The following is a 16,709-nucleotide window of genomic DNA, read 5'->3' as shown; positions in this document are numbered from 1 at the left end:
CCCGTCCGGGGACTTCCCTCCGGGGCCCCGCCCGCCCCGCGCCTCCGTCGCGCACCGGGCCCGCCCCGTCACATCAGGGGCCGCGCCGTGCCCGGCGCCCGCCCGCCGCCTCCCCCCGAGAGGCCGTCCTCGATGAGCACCACCATGCCCCCCAACGTCGTCCCGTACCCGAACCAGGACGGCCGGCCGCAACGCCGCGCCGAGGACCGGGTCGCCGCCCGGCGGCCGATGCGCCGGGCCGGGGACGGTGTCGCCAGCAAGCACGCCGTCACGCTGGTCGTGCCCGCCCAGAACGAGGCCCGCAACATCCCCTGGGTGTTCGAGCAGATCCCGCGCTGCGTCGACGAGGTCATCCTGGTCGACGGCTCGTCCGACGACGCCACCGTCCCGATGGCCCGGCACTGCCTGCCGACCGTCCGCAGCGTCCAGCAGCGCGGCCCGGGCAAGGGCAACGCCCTGCGCACCGGCTTCGCCGCCGCCTCCGGCGAGTACATCGTCATGATGGACGCCGACGGCTCGATGTGGCCCGGCGAGATCCCGCACTTCCTGCACTTCCTCGACCACGGCTTCGACTTCGTCAAGGGATCGCGGTGCATCGCCGGCGGCGGCTCGCTGGACCTCACCAAGATCCGCTCGCTCGGCAACCGCGCCCTGCTCGCCGTCGTGAACCGCCTGTACGACGCGAGCCTCACCGACCTGTGCTACGGCTACTGCGCCTTCCGCCGTTCCTTCCTGGACGCTCTCGACCTGCGCTCCACCGGCTTCGAGATCGAGGCCGAGATGATCGCGCACGCGCTGCGCTCCGGACTGCGGATCGCCGAAGTGCCGAGCCTGGAACTCCCCCGCCGCAGCGGTCGCTCGCACCTCCACGCCGTCTCCGACGGCCGCCGGGTGCTGAGGACCCTGATCTCCGAGCGTCCCGGCGCCCGGGCCTCGGCGGCCGCCCCCGCGGAGGAGCGATGATGAATGGCCCCGACCGGCGCACCGCAGCTGCCTGCCCGCGCCCCGCCGCCCGCGACTCGCTCTACACCCCCGTCCGTGTCGTCGACCTGGACCTGGACGAACCGGGCGAGCTGCGCTCCCCCGGAGGTCTCGGTGCCGCAGACCCGGACGGCCGCGTGTTGGCGTTGGTGCGGCTGCACGGACACCCGCTCGGCTTGGTCACGGCCACCGGAACAGCAGGCGACAGCGCCGCGCTGCGCCGGGCGCTGGTCGATGCCGCTCACCGGGAACTGTGTGTTCCCGCCCTGTCCACCGCGACACCCGCGGCGCGTCCCGGTCGGGTCGGCCGCGCCCGGGTGCCTGCGGGCCGGCCGACGGTCTCCGTGATCGTCTGCACCCGGGACCGGGACGAGATGCTGCCGCGCTGCCTGGACTCACTGGTGCGGATCGGCCCGCCCCTCGTCGAGGTGATCCTGGTGGACAACGCCCCCAGGGACGACGCCACGGAGAAGCTGGTCCGCACGCGTTACGGTGACCGGATCCGGTACGTGAGGGAGCCCCTGCCCGGCCTGTCCCGGGCCCGCAACCGCGGTCTCGCGGCCGCGCGCGGTGAGCTCTGCGCCTTCACGGACGACGACGCCATCCCCGACTCCCGCTGGGTGAACGCCCTGGTGGAGGCGTTCCAGTCGGACGACCGGATCGCCTGCGTGACCGGCCTGGTGCTGCCCGCGGAGCTCGACACCAAGGCACAGCTCGTCGTGGAGCAGTACTGCGCTCCCGGCCGGGGCTTCGAGGCCCGGAGCTGGTCGCTCCGAGGCTCCGTGGACGACCCGCTGGTCCAGTTCTCCGTCGGCAGGTTCGGGATGGGGGCCAACATGGCCTTCCGCACCGCGGTGCTCCGGGCCCTCGGCGGCTTCGACCCGGCCACCGGCACCGGGACGCCCTCGCGCGGCGGGGAGGACCTGCTCTCCTTCCAGCAGGTCCTGGCCGCGGGGTACACCGTGGCCTACCAGCCCGACGCGCTCGTCTGGCACCGGCACCGGCGGACCATGGAGGCGCTGGCCCACCAGATCCGCGGGTTCGGGGTCGGGTTCGGCGCGTACCTGGCGGCGGCGGTGTCCCACCGGCCGAGCCTGCTCGCCGAGCTCGTCCGGCGACTGCCCTACGGCGTCTGGCGGTGGCACGTCAGCCACCGGGTCGGCACCCGGCCCGGGCCGGCCGACGTCGACATCCTGCGGGGCCTGCGCAGGCTGGAGCGCCGAGGGCTGCTGTACGGCCCGTTCTGCTACCTGTTCACCGTCTGGCAACAACGCCATCCCAGGGCTGGAGGTCGGCTGCCATGACCACCCCGATCGCCCTGCCACCCGCGCCCGTCGAGGTCGCCGAGCTGGATCTCGAACGCCCGGACGAACTGCACCGGCCCGGCCGGGGCGAGGTGTTCGCCCCGAACGGCCGGGTGCTGGCCCTGATCCGCCGCGGCGGACAGCCCCTCGGCCTGGTGACCGCCGAGGCCGCGTCCGGCGACCCGGCCGCACTCTGCCACGCCCTGGCCGCCGCGGCGGCCCGCCAACTGGACCCGCGTGCACGGACCGCGGTACGGCCGGAACCGCCGGCCCACGCCCCGCTCGTGAGCGTCGTCGTGTGCACGCACAACCGCGTCGACCTGCTGCCGCGCTCCCTGGACGCCCTCCTGGCCGGCACCTACCGGCACGTCGAGGTGATCGTGGTCGACAACGCCCCCTCCGACCGGGCCACCGAGCTGCTCGTCGCGCTCCGCTACCCCGGCCGGGTCCGGTACCTGCGCGAGCCGGTGCCCGGCCTGGCCCGTGCCCGCAACCGCGGCCTCGCCGTCGCGCGCGGAGAGATCTGCGCCTTCGCCGACGACGACCTCCTGATCGACGAGGGCTGGGTGGCCGCCCTGGTCGACGGGTTCCGTTCGGACCCGCAGGTGGGCTGCGTGACCGGCCTGGTGCTGCCCGCCGAGCTGGACACCCGGGCGCAGATCGCGCTGGAACGGTACTGCGGCTACGCCAAGGGCTTCACCGTCCGCAGCTGGTCCCTCGGCGAACCGTCCGACGACCCGCTCTTCCCCTTCGCCACCGGCCGGCTCGGCACCGGGGCCAACATGGCCTTCCGCACCGGCCTGCTCCGCTCGCTGGGCGGCTTCGACCCCGCGACCAGCACCGGCACCCCGGCACGCGGAGGAGAGGACCTCCTCTCCTTCCTCCAGGTCCTGACCTCCGGCCACACGGTCGTGTACCGGCCGGACGCGCTGGTGTGGCACCCGCACCGCCGTTCCATGGAGGCGCTGACCACCCAGGTCTTCGGCTTCGGCGTCGGCTTCGGCGCCTATCTGGCCGCAGCCACCCGCCGGCAGCCGCGCCTGCTGGCCGCCCTGCTCGCCCGGGTGCCGCACGGGGTCCGGCAGACCCTGCGCCGGGGCAACCCGGCCGCCGGCCGCCGCGACCCGCTGATGGTCCACCTCGGGCGGCTCGAACTCCTCGGCCTGCTCTACGGGCCGGTCTGCTACCTGCGCAGCGTCCGGTTGCAACGCCGGGCCGACACCTCGGTGAGGCCGTGATGTCCATCCTCGACCACACGCGCTCCAAGCGGCGGGCGGAGACCGCACGGCCGTGCTCCTGCCCGGTGGCACTGCCCTGCGAGTGCTCGTACCCGGTCCTGCTGCGGGCCCGCGTCAGAGCGGCTGCCCAGAGCCTGCGCGCCGACTCCCTGATGCACAACGGCCATGTACTGGCGGCGAGTTCGATCGTCGCGGCCGGACTCGGCGCGTTCTTCTGGATCCTCGCCACCCACTACTACAGCGTCGAGGCCGTGGGGCGCAGCTACGCGGCCCTGTCGGCCGCGATGTTCCTGGCCACGCTCGGCAGCCTCAACCTCGGGGACGCCCTGGTGCGCTTCGTCCCCGCCGCCGGCCGGCACACCAGGCACCTGGTGCTGCGGTGCTACGCGATCAGCACCGGTTGCAGCGCCGCGGTCGCGGTCGGCTTCCTGCTGCTGGTCCCGGTGGTCGCCCCCAACCTCGGCTTCCTGCACTCGCCGGTGCTCGCGGTCGCGTTCGTCGCGGCCACCGCCGGCTACGCGGTCTTCGTGCTCCAGGACGGCGCGCTCACCGGCACCCGCAGGACCGGCTGGGTCCTCGGCGAGAACGCCGTCTTCGCGGTCGCCAAGTCACTGCTGCTCGCCGGCTGCGCGGCCCTGGCCGTCGGCACCGGCATCCTGGTCGCCTGGGCGGTGGCCATGGTCGTCGCGATCGCGCTGGCCAACGTGGTGCTGTTCCGGCGCGCCGTGCCGGACCACGAGGCGGCCGGCGACGCCGACGCCGAACCGCCCCAACGGGTCCTGCGCTGGGCCGGCGCCGACTACCTCGGCAACCTCTTCAGCTTCGCGAGCTACAGCGCCGTCCCCCTGATCGTGCTCGCCCAGCTCGGCCCGGAGGGCAGCGCCTACTACTCGCTCGCCTTCGTCATCGCCTCCACCCTCTTCGTCGCGACGTTCAGCATGGGCCACTCGCTGGTGGTCGAGGGCGCCCGCGACCCGAAGCGGCTCGCCGAGTACGCCCGGCGCATGCTGCGCCACACCGGTCTGCTGCTGGTCGGCGCCGTGCTGGTGATCGAGATCGGTGCGCGCCGGATCCTGGGCGTGTTCGGCCCCGAGTACGCCGAGCACAGCACGGCGGTGCTGCGGCTGCTCGCCCTGTGCGCGCTGCCGATCGCGGTGACCAACGTGGTCATCCAGGTGGCCCGGGTCCGCCGCTCGCTGCCCTGGATGGTCGGGGTGCGGATGGCCTCCGCCACGATGATCATCACCCTGGTCGCCCTGCTGCTGCCGCGCCACGGACTGATCGGCGTCGGCCTCGCCTGGGTGATCTCCGAGTACACGATGGCGGCGGCACTGCTGATCGTCCTCCGGCGCTGGCTGAGTGCCATGGAAGGAGCCCAGGACCATGACCACTGACCAGCCCTCCGGCCCGGCCGACGACCGGACTCCCGGACGCGCCGCCGACGGCCGTACACCGAGCCTGACCGTCGTGATCTGCGCCTACACCGTCGACCGCTGGGACGACCTGTGCGCCGCCGTCGCCTCCGTGCGCGGCCAGCACCACCCGCCCGCCGAGGTGCTGCTCGTCGTCGACCACTGCCCCGAGCTGCTGCACCTCGCCCGGGAACACCTGTCGGCCGACGCGCGGATCCTCCCCAGCCGGCAGCGGCGCGGTCTCTCGGGCGCCCGCAACACCGCCCTGGCCGCGGCCCACAGCGAGCTGATCGCCTTCCTCGACGACGACGCCACCGCCGACCCCGCCTGGACCGAGCGGCTCCTGGCCGGCTACCGGGCACCCGCGGTGCTCGGCGTCGGCGGCCACGTCAGGCCCTGGTGGCTGAGCGGCCGCCCGGACTGGTTCCCGCCCGAGTTCGACTGGGTGGTCGGCTGTTCCTACCGGGGACTGCCGAGCCGGCCGGCCGGGGTGCGCAACTTCATCGGCGCCAACATGTCCTTCCGGCGTGCCGAGGCACTGGACGCAGGTGGCTTCCGGACCGACCTCGGCCGGGTCGGCCGGCGTCCGCTCGGCTGCGAGGAGACGGAGCTCTGCATCCGCCTCGCCGCCCGCCACCCCGGCGCCGTGCTGCGCTACGAGCCGGCCGCGGCGGTCCTCCACCGGGTGCCGCCGGCCCGCACCACCTTCACCTACTTCGCCGCACGCTGCTTCGCCGAGGGCCGTTCCAAGGCCGCGGTGGTGCGGCACGACGGCGCCGCCGCCGGCCTCGCCAGCGAACGCGCCTACCTGCGGCACACCGTGCCCGCCGCGCTGCTGGACAGCCTGCGGCGGCGCCGGCCCGCCAGGGCGGCGGCGCTCTGCGCCGGCGTCATCCTGACCGCCGTCGGCTACCTCACCGGGTTGGTCGGCGGCTGGGCCGCACGGACCGCGCCCCGCCGGACCGGCGCGGTCCGTCCGGCCGCCCGTGACCGGACCGCCGGTGCCGAGCCCGCCAAGGCCCGGCCCGCCGGGGGCCGGCCGACCAGGGACGGGCCATGAGTGCGATACCCGTCTTCCTCTACCACTCGGTCTCGGACGACCCGCCGTCCTGGCTCGCGCCGTACACCGTCACGCCCGCCGTGTTCCGCGAGCAGCTGGACCGGATCAAGGACAGCGGCCTGTCGCTGGTGCCGCTGCGCCGGCTGGTCGCCGCCCTGCGCGGCGGTCCGCCGCTGCCGCCCGGCGCCGCGGTCCTGACCTTCGACGACGGCTACGCCGACTTCTACTGGACGGTCGCCCCGATCCTCTCGGACCAGGGCCTGCCCGCCACGCTCTACATCACCACCGGTGCCATCCACCCGCCCGGCGGGCAGGGCACCGGCAGCCTGCTGCCGCCGGCCCCCATGCTGAACTGGCGCCAGATCGGCAACCTCGACGCGCTGGGCATCGAGATCGGCGCCCACTCCCGGACCCACGTCCCCATGGACACCGTCTACGGCCGTCGGCTGACCGACGAGATCGCCAGCTGCAAGACGGCCCTGGAGGACATCCTCGGCCACGAGGTCGCCTCCTTCGCCTACCCGCACGGGTACTCCGGCGCGGAGGTCCGCCGCAAGGTCGCACAGGCCGGCTACACCTCCGCGGCCGCCGTAGGGAACGCCTTCAGCTCCCCGGCCGACGACCCGCTGCGGATCTCCCGCCTGATGGTCCGCGCCGACACGCCGCCGCAGGTGTTCGACGACTGGACGAAGCGCCAGGGCGCCCCGACCGCGCCCTTCCAAGAGAGCGCCGCCACCCGGGTGTGGCGGGCCTACCGCCGCCTGCGCGCGGCCCTCGGCAGCCCGGTCGGCGGGTCACCGAGGACTCGCGGTCAGGAGTGATCACAGTGACCGACGCCCTGGAACGTGAAGACGTTCGACCCGACCCGCGGACACCGGCCCACCGTTCAACCACCCACCGCACCACGGCTCAGCGGACCCGCGAGCTCCGAGCGGCCCTCGCCGAGGCCGGCTGGTCCGGCTGGGTCGTCCGGAGTGCGCTGCCGGCGGCCCTGGTGCTCTGGCTGCTGGCCCTCTCCCGGGTGGAGCTCTCCCGGATGGGCGACCTCGGCCTGCTCCAGGCCCTGCCGCCGGCCTACTTCGCCGCACTGGGCCTGCTCACCCTCGGCTTCGTCACCGCGCTGCGCGCCCCGCGGATCCGTCACCGCTGGCCCGCCGCCTACGTCCTGGCGCTGATCCTGGTGATCCACGCGACGCCCAGCCTGCTCTACCCGACCCTGCGGTACGCCTGGGCCTGGAAGCACGTCGCGATCGTCGACGCCATGCTGCGCCACGGCGGGACGGTGCCGGGAGCGGGCAAGCTGGACGTCTACAACCAGTGGCCCGGCTTCTTCGAGCTCCACGCGGTGATCCTGCGCGCCACCGGCCTGGACTCCGTCCTGGGCTACGCCTCCTGGTACCCGCTGATCACCAACCTCCTGCTGGTCGGCCCGCTGCTGATGCTGTACCGGAGCATCACCACCGACCACCGGCTGGTCTGGGGCGGGGTCTGGCTCTACTTCGCGACCGCCTGGGTCGGTCAGGACTACTTCTCCCCGCAGGCCTTCGCCTACGTGCTGTCCCTCACCGTGATCGCGCTGGTCATGCGCCGGCTGGCGGTGGCGCGCTCGCTCGCGGCGGACGCACGCGAACCCCGGGACCACAGGCCGGGCCCGCCCGGAGCCCTGGCCCTGTCGGCGGCGGACGACGCATCGGCCCGCGGTGGCTGGCGGGCGGCGCCGTTCGCGCTGGTCGTGGTGCTGATCGCCGCGATCGTCTCCTCGCACCAGCTGACCCCGATCATGCTGACCGTGAGCATGGCCCTGCTGGCGCTGGGCCGCCGCAACCGGCGAACCGTCCTGCCGGTCCTGGCCGTGGCGGCCGGGCTGACCGTGCTCTGGGACGCCACCGTGGCCCGGCCGTTCGTGTCGGAACACCTGACCAGCCTGGTCACCGCCCTGGGCTCGCCGGACCACAACGCGGTGGCCGGCCTCGCCCGGCTGGGGCAGGCCGCCCCCGGCCAGGTCATGACCTCCTGGGCCGACCGGTGCCTGACCGCGGCCGTCTTCCTGCTCGCCCTGGCCGCCCTGGTCCGCCACCGCTGGGTGCGCCGGGTCGGCCTGGTGCCCCTGCTGGTGGCGCCGCTCGCGCTGCTGCTGGCCAACGCCTACGACGGGGAGATGCTCTTCCGGGCCTACCTGTTCGCCCTTCCCGCCGCCGCCTTCCTCGCCGCGACCCTGCTGTGGAGCCCGCGCGCCGCCAGGCCGCCCGGCCCGTCGTCAGGTCCGTCGTCCGGCCCGTCGTCCGCGCCCCCGGCCGCCCGCCCCGTCGGCCTGGTGCGGACCGGTGCCACCGCCGTCGTCCTGCTCGGCCTGCTCGCCGGCCTGCTCTTCGGCTACTTCGGCAAGGAGAGCATGAACTACTTCACCCCGCAGGAGGCCGCCGCGCTCCGGTACGTCGCCACCACCCCGCCCGGCTCCCGGGTCGTCTCGCTCACCGCCAACGAGCCGGGAGGCGAGATGCGCTACGACGACCACGACCGGCTCGTCCTCGGCGACGCCGCCGGCGAGGACCTCCAGCGCCTGGCCGTCAACCCCGGCGACGTCCTGCGGATGGCGCTGGAACGCCCGAACGTGGCCGGCGGACCGAGCTACGTGATCCTGACCCGGGCCCAGATCGCCGAGTGCGAGCTGACCGGGCTGCTGCCGGCCACCGCCACCAGGGCCTTCGCGGCCGCCGCGGCGAGCTCGCCCGACCTGCGGCAGGTGTTCTCCAACGAGGACGCCGTCGTCTACCAGTACGTCCCGCCCGGCGGCGCGAACGCCGCAACGGCCCCGGCCGCAGGGAGGACGCCATGACCGTCCGCCCGTGGACCCTGCCGCGCGTGCTGCCCGCACTGTCGGGCTGGATCGCCCTCGCCGCCCTGCTGCTCCCGGCCGGGAACCCGCTGCGGGCCGTCGCCGCCGGCATCTTCCTGCTCGCCGGTCCGGGCGCGGCGGCCGTGGCCTGGGCCCGGCCGGGCCCGTCCTGGCGCGAGCGGGGGCCCGGCCGACTGAGCGCCGCCGCGCTGACCGTGACGCTGAGCCTGGCGCTGACGATGCTGGCGGCGGAGGCGCTGTTCCTCAGACACTCCTTCACGGTCGGCCGGACCGTCCTGGCCCTCGCCGTGCTCACCACCCTGCTGACGCTGCTTCCGCGCCGTCTCCCCGCCGCCCCCGCACCCGTCTCCGGCGGGCCCGCCCGCCGCTTCCGGCGCCCGCGCCGGCCGTCCGCCCGGTCCACGGTCCGGTGGCGGCTGCTGTCGGCGGCCGGAACGCTGCTCCTGGTCGCCGCCTGCGGCGCGGCCAACGGCGCCGGCGTCGGCGCGGCGGCGCTGCACCCCCCGACCGCGGCGTCCACGAGCCCGACCGCCGTCCTGCCGCCGGTCGGGGCGGACCAGCCGCCCGGGACCGGCCCGTGGCACGAGGTCTTCCGGGACGACTTCAACGGCACCGCACTGGACGGCTCCAAGTGGACCACCTGCTACGACTGGAACGTCCGCGGCTGCAGCAACACCGGCAACCACGAGGACGAGTGGTACCTCCCGGGCCGGGTCTCGGTGGCGGACGGCGCGCTCACGCTCACCGCCCAACGCCAACCCACCCAGGGCAGCGACGGGAAGACCTACCCCTGGACCTCCGGGATGGTCTCCACGGGCCGCGACAGCTGGGACGGCGCCCCGCGGCACACCTTCACCTACGGGTACTTCGCCGCCGCCCTCAGGACCACCGACCAGCCGCTCGGCATGTTCCCGGCGTTCTGGCTGCTCTCCGCCAACACCCGGGGCGGGCTGCCGGAGCTGGACACCGTCGAGTTCATCAACAGCAACCAGTACGCCGACCTCAACCTGCACGCCGAGGCCCCCGACGGCACCGACATCGACGCCCACTACGCCCACGGGCCGCTGGACTACTCCCTCGGCTACCACGTCTTCGGTCTCGACTGGGAGCCGGACGCCGTCACCTGGTACGTCGACGGCGTCCAGGTCTTCCAGGTGACCGACCCGGCCGCGATCCCGACCACCCCGATGGAACTGATCCTCAACCTTGCCGTGGGCTACCAGCAGTCGCCCCCGCCCGGCGTCGACAAGACGCAGGTGCAGGTCGACTGGGTCGCCGTGTGGCAGCACTGAAACGCACGATCAGAGGAGGTGCGACACCATGAACCGCGCCCGTCACGCCAACCGGGCCAGGCCGGACCTGGACCGGGAGACCGCAGTCCTGCTCGTCAAGGTGGGGAGGTATCCGCTGGCGCACGGTCCGGTCGGCGTCGTGCGGTCGCTGGGCCGCGCCGGGGTACCCGTCCACGCGATGGTCGAGGACCGCCTCACCCCGACGGCGCTCTCCCGCTACCTGACGCGCGCCTTCGTCCGGCCCACCACCGGGCGCGAGGGCACCGACGAGCTGCTCTCGGCCGTCCAGGGCGTCGGCCGGGCGATCGGCCGCCGGTGCATCGCCCTGCCCACCGACGACGAGGCCGCCGTCCTGCTCGCCGAGCACGCCGAGGAGCTCGCCCCGTACTTCGTCCTGCCCCCGGTGCCCGCCGGGCTCCCGCGGCGACTGGCCAACAAGGGCGCCATGCACGCGATCTGCGAGAAGCACGGCGTCCCGGCACCCGTCACCGTCGCTCCGGGCGACCACGACGAGCTGCTGAAGGCCGCCTGGACCTGCGGCTACCCGCTGGTGCTGAAGAACCTGGAGCCGTTCACCCGGCTCAGCCGCCCCGTCGTCCCGAACACCACGATCGTGCACGACGAGCGGGAGCTGCTGGCCAACTGCCCGACGGACGCCCGGTTCTCGGTCCTGGCCCAGGAGTACCTGCCGCCGGAACGCTCCGAGGACTGGATCACCCACCTGTGCTGCGGCCCCGGAGGCGAACCGCTCGCCGTCTTCACCGGGCGCAAGCTGCGCTCCTACCCGCCCGCGGGCGGATTCACCACCCGGGCCGTCGCACTGCCCAACCCCGAACTCGCCGAGCTGGCCGCCGGACTGTGCCGGGCGATCGGCTACGGCGGCATCGCCGACCTGGACTGGCGGCTGGACCTGCGCGACGGAAGGTACAAGCTCCTCGACTTCAACCCCCGCACCGGCGCCCAGTTCCGGTTGTTCGAGACCGAGAACGGCCTGGACGTCGTCCGTGCCCTGCACCTCTCGCTCACCGGCCGCCCGGTCCCGCGTGCGCCCCAGCTGAACCGCTTCTACGGGGTCGGGCAGCTGGACGCGCTCTCCGCCGCGGTCACGGTCTGGCGCGAACGGCGACCGCTGCCCGATCTGCGGCCGCGCCGGTCGACCGAGCGTGCCTGGCTCTGCGGCGACGACCTCGCACCCGCCGCCGCCATGGCGGTCCGCTTCGGCGGCCAGGGGACACGGCGCGTGGCCGACCACGTGCGGCACGGGATCGCCGCTCGTCTCACTCCCGGAGGTTCGACATGATCTCTCCCAGTCCAGTTCCCGTTGCGGTCGTGGGGGCCGGGCCATACGGGTTGTCAGTCGCGGCCCACCTGAAGGCGAGGGGCGTGGCCGTACGTGTCCTCGGCGTGCCGATGGGCAGCTGGAGGGCGCGGATGCCGGTGGGGATGTTCCTGAAGTCCACCCCCCGGGCCTCCTCGATCTGCGACCCCGGGGGCCGCCACGGTCTGAACGACTTCCGCGCGGCCGAACGCCGCGCGTGGGTGGGCGACCGGTACGCGGTGCCGCTCGACGAGTTCGTCCGCTACGGCGACTGGTTCCAGCAGCGGTGCGTCCCCGAGGTGGAGCGTGCCGCCGTGACCCTGATCGAGCCGGCGCCGCACGGCTTCCGGCTCTCCCTGGACACCGGGGAGTCGTTCACCGCCCGGACGGTGGTCCTGGCCAACGGCTTCCCGCCCTACGCGAGGATTCCCGCCGAGCTGAGGCCGCTGGTCGCGGCCGGCCTCGCCTCGCACACCTCGGAGCACGCGGACCTGGCGAAGTTCGCCGGCCAGCGGGTGGCGGTGATCGGGGCCGGGCAGTCGGCGCTGGAGAGCGCCACGCTGATGCACGAGGCGGGCTCCGAACCGGTCCTGGTCGCGAGGACCGGGCACCTGCTCTTCGGCGACCCGCCCGACTCCGACCGGCCGGGCGACCGGCCGTGGCCGGTGCGGCTGGCGAAGCCGGCCTCGCCGCTGGGGCCGGGCTGGTCGTTCACCGCGTTCAGCCGGGCCCCCCAGGCCTTCCGGTACCTGCCGGACCGCACCAGGGCGGACCTGGTCCGGACGGTGCTCGGGCCGTCCGGGGCATGGTGGCTGCGCGAGCGGACGCTCGGCCGGTTCCCGCAGCTCACCGGGCACGAGGTGGTCTCGGCCGAGGAGGTCCGCGGCCGGGCGCGGCTCCGGCTGAGGGGCCCGACCGACACCCTGGAGGCCGACCAGGTCCTGGTGGCCACCGGCTACCGGGTGGACGTCGAGCGACTCGACCTGCTGGAGCCGGGACTGCGCCGGGCGCTGGCCCGCCGGAACGGGGGCGCTCCCCGGCTCTCCCCGGGCTTCGAGTCCTCCGTACCCGGGCTCTACTTCACCGGCCTGGCCGCCGCCGACACCTTCGGGCCGATGATGCGTTTCGTCTGCGGCACCGGCTTCGCGGCCCGGACGATCAGCCGGTCGATCGCCACGGCCATCGCCACGGCCGTACGGCGTTGACCGGCCGCCGAACCGGCCCCTGTGCCTCATATCACAGACGGCCGGTCCCGACACCTTGAGGGGCCGTCCCACCAGGAGTTTTAGGAATGTGCACGATCGATGCCGCGGTTCCGGCCGCGGCATCGGGCTTGCGTACGGACCGCGTCCTCGTCCAGGCTGCTGCGGGTCCACAGCCGGGGGGGAACGAAAGGTCCTCCCACACATGCCCAAGCACTCGAAGACCCGCCGCAGCCCGTTCAGCGGCAGACGCCGGCTCGCCGTCCTCGCACTCGCCCTCGCCGCCAGCGGAACCAGCGTGGCCGCCTGGGCCGCGCCGACCACCCCGGCCGAGCCGGTCGTGGTCGACTCGCTGTCGGTCACGCCGACCGCTCCCGGCGCCGGCGCCCCGGTCACCGCCACCGCCAAGCTGCACGCCACCAAGCGGACCGCGGTGCAGGCCCTGACCATCGCCGTCCGCTCCGCCGACGGCGCGAACTACGACTTCGGCGGCGCCGCCCCGGCCACCCTGACCACGGCGCAGCGGACGTTCACCCCGCAGGGCCGCGTCTTCCCGGCGGGCAAGTACACGTACTTCGTGGCGTACAAGATCAACAACAGCTGGCACAACCTGGCCCCGGTCGGCGCCTTCACCTCGGGCACCGCCCCGACTCCGGCGCCGACTCCGGCGCCGACGCCGACCTCGACGCCGACCTCGACGCCGACCTCGACGCCGACCGCGACGCCGACCGCGTCCCCGTCGGCCACTGCTTCGCCGACCGCGTCCCCGTCGGCCACCGCGTCGCCGTCGTCGCCGTCCGCCACCGCGTCGCCCACTCAGCCGTCCGGTTCCTCGGCCGCTCCGCTCGGCATCCCCGGCAGCTGGCGTCCGGTGTTCGCCGACGAGTTCAACGGCAGCTCGCTCGACAGCTCGAAGTGGAACCCCAACTGGTTCGGCTGCGCCACCTGCACGACGCCTCCGGTGAACAGCGACGAGTCCGCCGCCTACGCCCCGTCCCAGGTGTCCGAGAGCGGCGGGAGCCTGCACCTGACGGCCGCCCAGAAGCCGGCCACGGTGAACGGCAAGAACTTCGCGTACACCTCGGGGCTGGTCAACACCAACGGCAAGGCCCAGTTCACCTACGGCGCGTTCGAGTCCCGGATCTACCTGCCCGCGGCCGGTTCGCAGGTCGCCAACTGGCCGGCCTTCTGGACCGACGGCCAGAACTGGCCGGCTGACGGTGAGCTGGACGTGATGGAGGGCCTGAGCGGTCAGGCCTGCTACCACTTCCACTCCCCGTCCGGCGGCCCCGGCGGCTGCGCCTCGGGCAACTACAGCGGTTGGCACACCTTCGGCGCCGACTGGCAGCCGGGCTCGGTGACCTACTACTACGACGGGGTGAAGGTCGGTCAGATCACCAGCGGCGTCACCTCCTCGCCGATGTACCTGATCCTCAACAACGCGGTCTACACCCCGGGTCCGACCTCCGTCCCGGGCGACATGCAGGTCGACTACGTGCGGGTCTGGCAGCACTGACCCCACCGGTCCGGCACCATCGGTCCGGCACCGCGGAGCCACTCCGCGGTGCCGGACCGACGTGTCTGGCCGATGTTTCCGGCCGACGGGCCGCGGCAGGCCGTGCCGTGCCGGCGGGCCGTGGCCGGTGCCGGGGCGGTGGGAGCCGGGTGTGCCGGACGGGCGCCGCCGGCTCAGCCCACGAGCCGGGAGAGCTCGATCGAGTGCCCGGTCCGCTCCACCTTCGCCCGCAGGTACCGCACGTTGCTGTCGTTCAGGTGCACGCCGGTCGGCACCCGCTGCTCGACCGTGATGCCGAGCGCGGCCAGCTGCGCCGCCTTGTCCGGGTTGTTGCTGAGCAGGTCGACGCCGGTGACGCCGAGTGCGCCGAGCATCTGGGCGGCGGCGGTGTAGTCGCGGCCGTCCTCGGGCAGGCCGAGCGCGGTGTTGGCGTCGTAGGTGTCCAGGCCGGAGTCCTGGAGGGCGTAGGCGTCCAGCTTGTTGTAGAGGCCGATGCCCCGGCCCTCCTGGCGCAGGTAGAGCAGGTAGCCGCCGGCCTCGGCGATCCGCTCGACCGACTCGCGCAGCTGCGGGCCGCAGTCGCAGCGGTCCGAGCCGAACACGTCGCCCGTCAGGCACTCCGAGTGCAGCCGCACCAGCGGCGTCCCGCCGTCCGTAGTCCGGCCCTGCGCCACTGCGCCGAAGGCGAGCGCCAGGTGCTCGGCGCCGTCGGCCAGGCCGTGGAAGGTGAAGACCTCGGCCTCGGCGCGGTAGCCGTCCGGGAAGGTCAGCGGGATGCGCACCCGGGAGCGCACCGTGGCGGTGCCGGGCTGCGACGTGACGGGCTGCGGCATGGACGGGCCCTCCGATTGCGATGGGGTGGTCGGTTGTCGACCGTACTAGGTCGTTCCAATTTGAACAACTGCCGTCCGGGCGCCCGGGGCGCCGGCTCACCGTTCGGTGACGGGTGACGGGTGACGGGTGACGGGTGCCGGGCGTCGGGTGGCAGGCGGCCGATCGGGGCGACGCTGCGGTGGCGCAGGCTCGCAACACCACGGAGGACGCGGGTGTTCCCGCGCGTCACACTCCGTCGAGGGTGTGGGCGGCGCGGGCGTACGGCCCGGGGAAGGCGGCCAGCCGGCGCGGGGTCCAGAGGTCGGACCGCTCGCTCAGGCTCAGCACGCCGCCGCGGCGCACCAGCCAGACCACCTCGGACTGGAAGTGCAGCGCCGCGTCCGCATCCGCCGGGACCCGGGCCAGGACGGCGGCGGCGAGACCGGTCATGTCGTCCTGCTGGGCGGAGAGGTCGGTGAACTTGCCGAGCCGCAGCGCCAGCCCGGCGGCCGCCGTGAACGGCAGGCCGTCCAGGGTCGGCTGCCAGTACGCCACCGGCCGGGACTCGACCACCTTCAGCCATGTCTCCCGGACGGTCAGGACACCGTCCGCCAGCAGGTCCCCGGGCGTGAAGCGGCCGGCGGGCAGCAGCGGGCCGGCCGCGGGCCAGACGGCGGCGGCAAGCTGTCCGGCCGTGACGGGTGCGGTGAGTTCGAGGTCGAAGTCGAGGGCCATGTGCCGTCCTTCCGGGGCTGGGGCGGGCCGGGTGTCACCCGTCGACGCGGCTGGTCATCGCGGCGCGGATGGCCCGGGTGCGCTCGGCGAGCGCGGTGAGGTCGAGGCTGCCGGCGTCCTGGGAGTAGTCGGTGACGCTGCCGACGGTGGTGGCGTCGGCCCAGGCGCAGACGGCGATGGCGTCCTTGTGCCCGTTGTCCTGCACGGTGCACTTGAGGAAGCCGCCGAGCGGGCCGGACGGGAAGACGGTGTACCCGCTGGGGGAGGCCTGCGGTGAGGTGGCGCCGATCCGGGCCGGTCCGAGCACCGGATCCACCCCGCCGAGCAGGTCGTCCAGCTCGCGGACCGGGCTGGCGAACGTGCCGGTGGCGCCGATGACGAGGAAGTCCGTCCCGGTGGAGCCCGGCCGGCGGTACCCGGCGACGAAGTGCTCGTGGAACCGGATGTAGCCGAGGGTGTTCGGGAAGATCTCCGCGTCCTGGGCGGCGTACGCGCCGGAGGAGTCCGACTCCCGGGTCAGCTCGCCGATACTCTGCGGCGCGTCCAGCCGGTAGCGCACCGGGTCGTCCGGCCCGAACACGGTGGCCAGCACGCCGAAGGCCGCCAGCGCCGCGACCACGCTCCCCGACACCTTCCACGTCCGCCGCGACACCCGCCGGTACCAGGGCGGCACCGCCGCCGCCGGCTCCGCCCACCGCGCCCGCAGGCGCTCGGCGGCCGTTTCGGCGCCGGAGGCGGTCGCGGTGCTGGTGCCGCTGTTGGTGCCGGTGTCGTTGTCGGAGCCGGTACCGGTGCTGGTGCCGGCCTCGGTCCCGGGTGCGGTCTCGGTGGTTGTGGCGGGTTCGGTGTCGTTGTGCGGCATCGGCTTTCGGGTTCCCTCCCTGACGGTCCCCCCGCGGTGGGCGGACGTCCGGGTCGGAACACTGGGGCCTGACGTGCCACGCGGTCAAACGGATTCGCCTCCGCCGACCCGGTCGTCGG

At 74.3% G+C, this 16,709-nt stretch carries 14 protein-coding genes; 11 read left to right on the top strand and 3 right to left on the bottom strand.

Going from position 1 to position 16,709, the window contains the following annotated elements:
• Window positions 1–132 precede the first annotated feature (132 nt).
• The 11 genes from C2142_RS07605 (at window position 133) to C2142_RS07555 (ending at window position 14,180) form a co-directional block, all read left to right on the top strand.
• Window positions 133–963, top strand: coding sequence for a glycosyltransferase family 2 protein (locus tag C2142_RS07605; RefSeq protein ID WP_241002437.1), 831 nt, complete (start codon window positions 133–135; stop codon window positions 961–963).
• Window positions 960–2,285, top strand: coding sequence for a glycosyltransferase (locus tag C2142_RS07600; RefSeq protein ID WP_148641675.1), 1,326 nt, complete (start codon window positions 960–962; stop codon window positions 2,283–2,285). Before C2142_RS07605 ends, C2142_RS07600 begins: the two co-directional genes overlap by 4 nt.
• The gene (locus C2142_RS07595) at window positions 2,282–3,523 is read left to right on the top strand and encodes a glycosyltransferase family 2 protein (protein WP_148641674.1); all 1,242 of its coding nucleotides are present in this window, start codon (window positions 2,282–2,284) and stop codon (window positions 3,521–3,523) included. Before C2142_RS07600 ends, C2142_RS07595 begins: the two co-directional genes overlap by 4 nt.
• Entirely contained in the window at window positions 3,523–4,917 is a 1,395-nt protein-coding gene (locus C2142_RS07590; protein ID WP_148641673.1) for an MATE family efflux transporter, read from the top strand. Before C2142_RS07595 ends, C2142_RS07590 begins: the two co-directional genes overlap by 1 nt.
• Window positions 4,907–5,995 (top strand): glycosyltransferase family 2 protein, encoded by a 1,089-nt coding sequence (locus C2142_RS07585; RefSeq protein ID WP_148641672.1) that lies wholly within the window; start codon window positions 4,907–4,909, stop codon window positions 5,993–5,995. The genes C2142_RS07590 and C2142_RS07585 overlap by 11 nt, the downstream gene beginning before the upstream one ends.
• Window positions 5,992–6,816, top strand: a complete 825-nt coding sequence (locus C2142_RS07580) for a polysaccharide deacetylase family protein (RefSeq protein WP_148641671.1) — start codon at window positions 5,992–5,994, stop codon at window positions 6,814–6,816. The genes C2142_RS07585 and C2142_RS07580 overlap by 4 nt, the downstream gene beginning before the upstream one ends.
• 5 nt (window positions 6,817–6,821) lie before the next feature.
• A complete protein-coding gene (locus C2142_RS07575; protein ID WP_148641670.1) occupies window positions 6,822–8,831 on the top strand; it encodes a glycosyltransferase in 2,010 nt (669 codons plus the stop codon).
• A complete protein-coding gene (locus C2142_RS07570) occupies window positions 8,828–10,144 on the top strand; it encodes a glycoside hydrolase family 16 protein (protein ID WP_148641669.1) in 1,317 nt (438 codons plus the stop codon). The genes C2142_RS07575 and C2142_RS07570 overlap by 4 nt, the downstream gene beginning before the upstream one ends.
• Before the next feature lie 28 nt (window positions 10,145–10,172).
• Entirely contained in the window at window positions 10,173–11,444 is a 1,272-nt protein-coding gene (locus C2142_RS07565; RefSeq protein WP_148641668.1) for an ATP-grasp domain-containing protein, read from the top strand.
• Complete coding sequence (locus C2142_RS07560; RefSeq protein WP_148641667.1) at window positions 11,441–12,667, top strand: NAD(P)-binding domain-containing protein; 1,227 nt, start codon at window positions 11,441–11,443, stop codon at window positions 12,665–12,667. Before C2142_RS07565 ends, C2142_RS07560 begins: the two co-directional genes overlap by 4 nt.
• 202 nt (window positions 12,668–12,869) lie before the next feature.
• Entirely contained in the window at window positions 12,870–14,180 is a 1,311-nt protein-coding gene (locus C2142_RS07555) for a glycoside hydrolase family 16 protein (RefSeq protein ID WP_148641666.1), read from the top strand.
• 173 nt (window positions 14,181–14,353) lie between these two features.
• Here the strand turns inward: C2142_RS07555 and ribA are convergent, their stop codons facing one another.
• The 3 genes from ribA to C2142_RS07540 all read right to left on the bottom strand — a co-directional run bounded on the left by ribA (window position 14,354) and on the right by C2142_RS07540 (window position 16,590).
• Window positions 14,354–15,013, bottom strand: a complete 660-nt coding sequence (gene ribA / locus C2142_RS07550; protein WP_148641665.1) for a GTP cyclohydrolase II — start codon at window positions 15,011–15,013, stop codon at window positions 14,354–14,356.
• A 226-nt stretch (window positions 15,014–15,239) separates the two neighbouring features.
• Window positions 15,240–15,728, bottom strand: a complete 489-nt coding sequence (locus C2142_RS07545) for a SitI3 family protein (protein WP_148641664.1) — start codon at window positions 15,726–15,728, stop codon at window positions 15,240–15,242.
• Window positions 15,729–15,762: 34 nt separating this feature from the next.
• Window positions 15,763–16,590: a hypothetical protein gene (locus C2142_RS07540; RefSeq protein ID WP_148641663.1), complete on the bottom strand. Its 828-nt coding sequence runs from the start codon at window positions 16,588–16,590 to the stop codon at window positions 15,763–15,765.
• Window positions 16,591–16,709 lie beyond the last annotated feature (119 nt).

The organism is Streptomyces sp. CB01881 (assembly GCF_002953255.1).
In the GTDB taxonomy this organism is placed as follows: domain Bacteria; phylum Actinomycetota; class Actinomycetes; order Streptomycetales; family Streptomycetaceae; genus Kitasatospora.
Note: the sequence above shows the minus strand (reverse complement) of the source record. Positions and strands in the feature narration are given on the sequence as shown.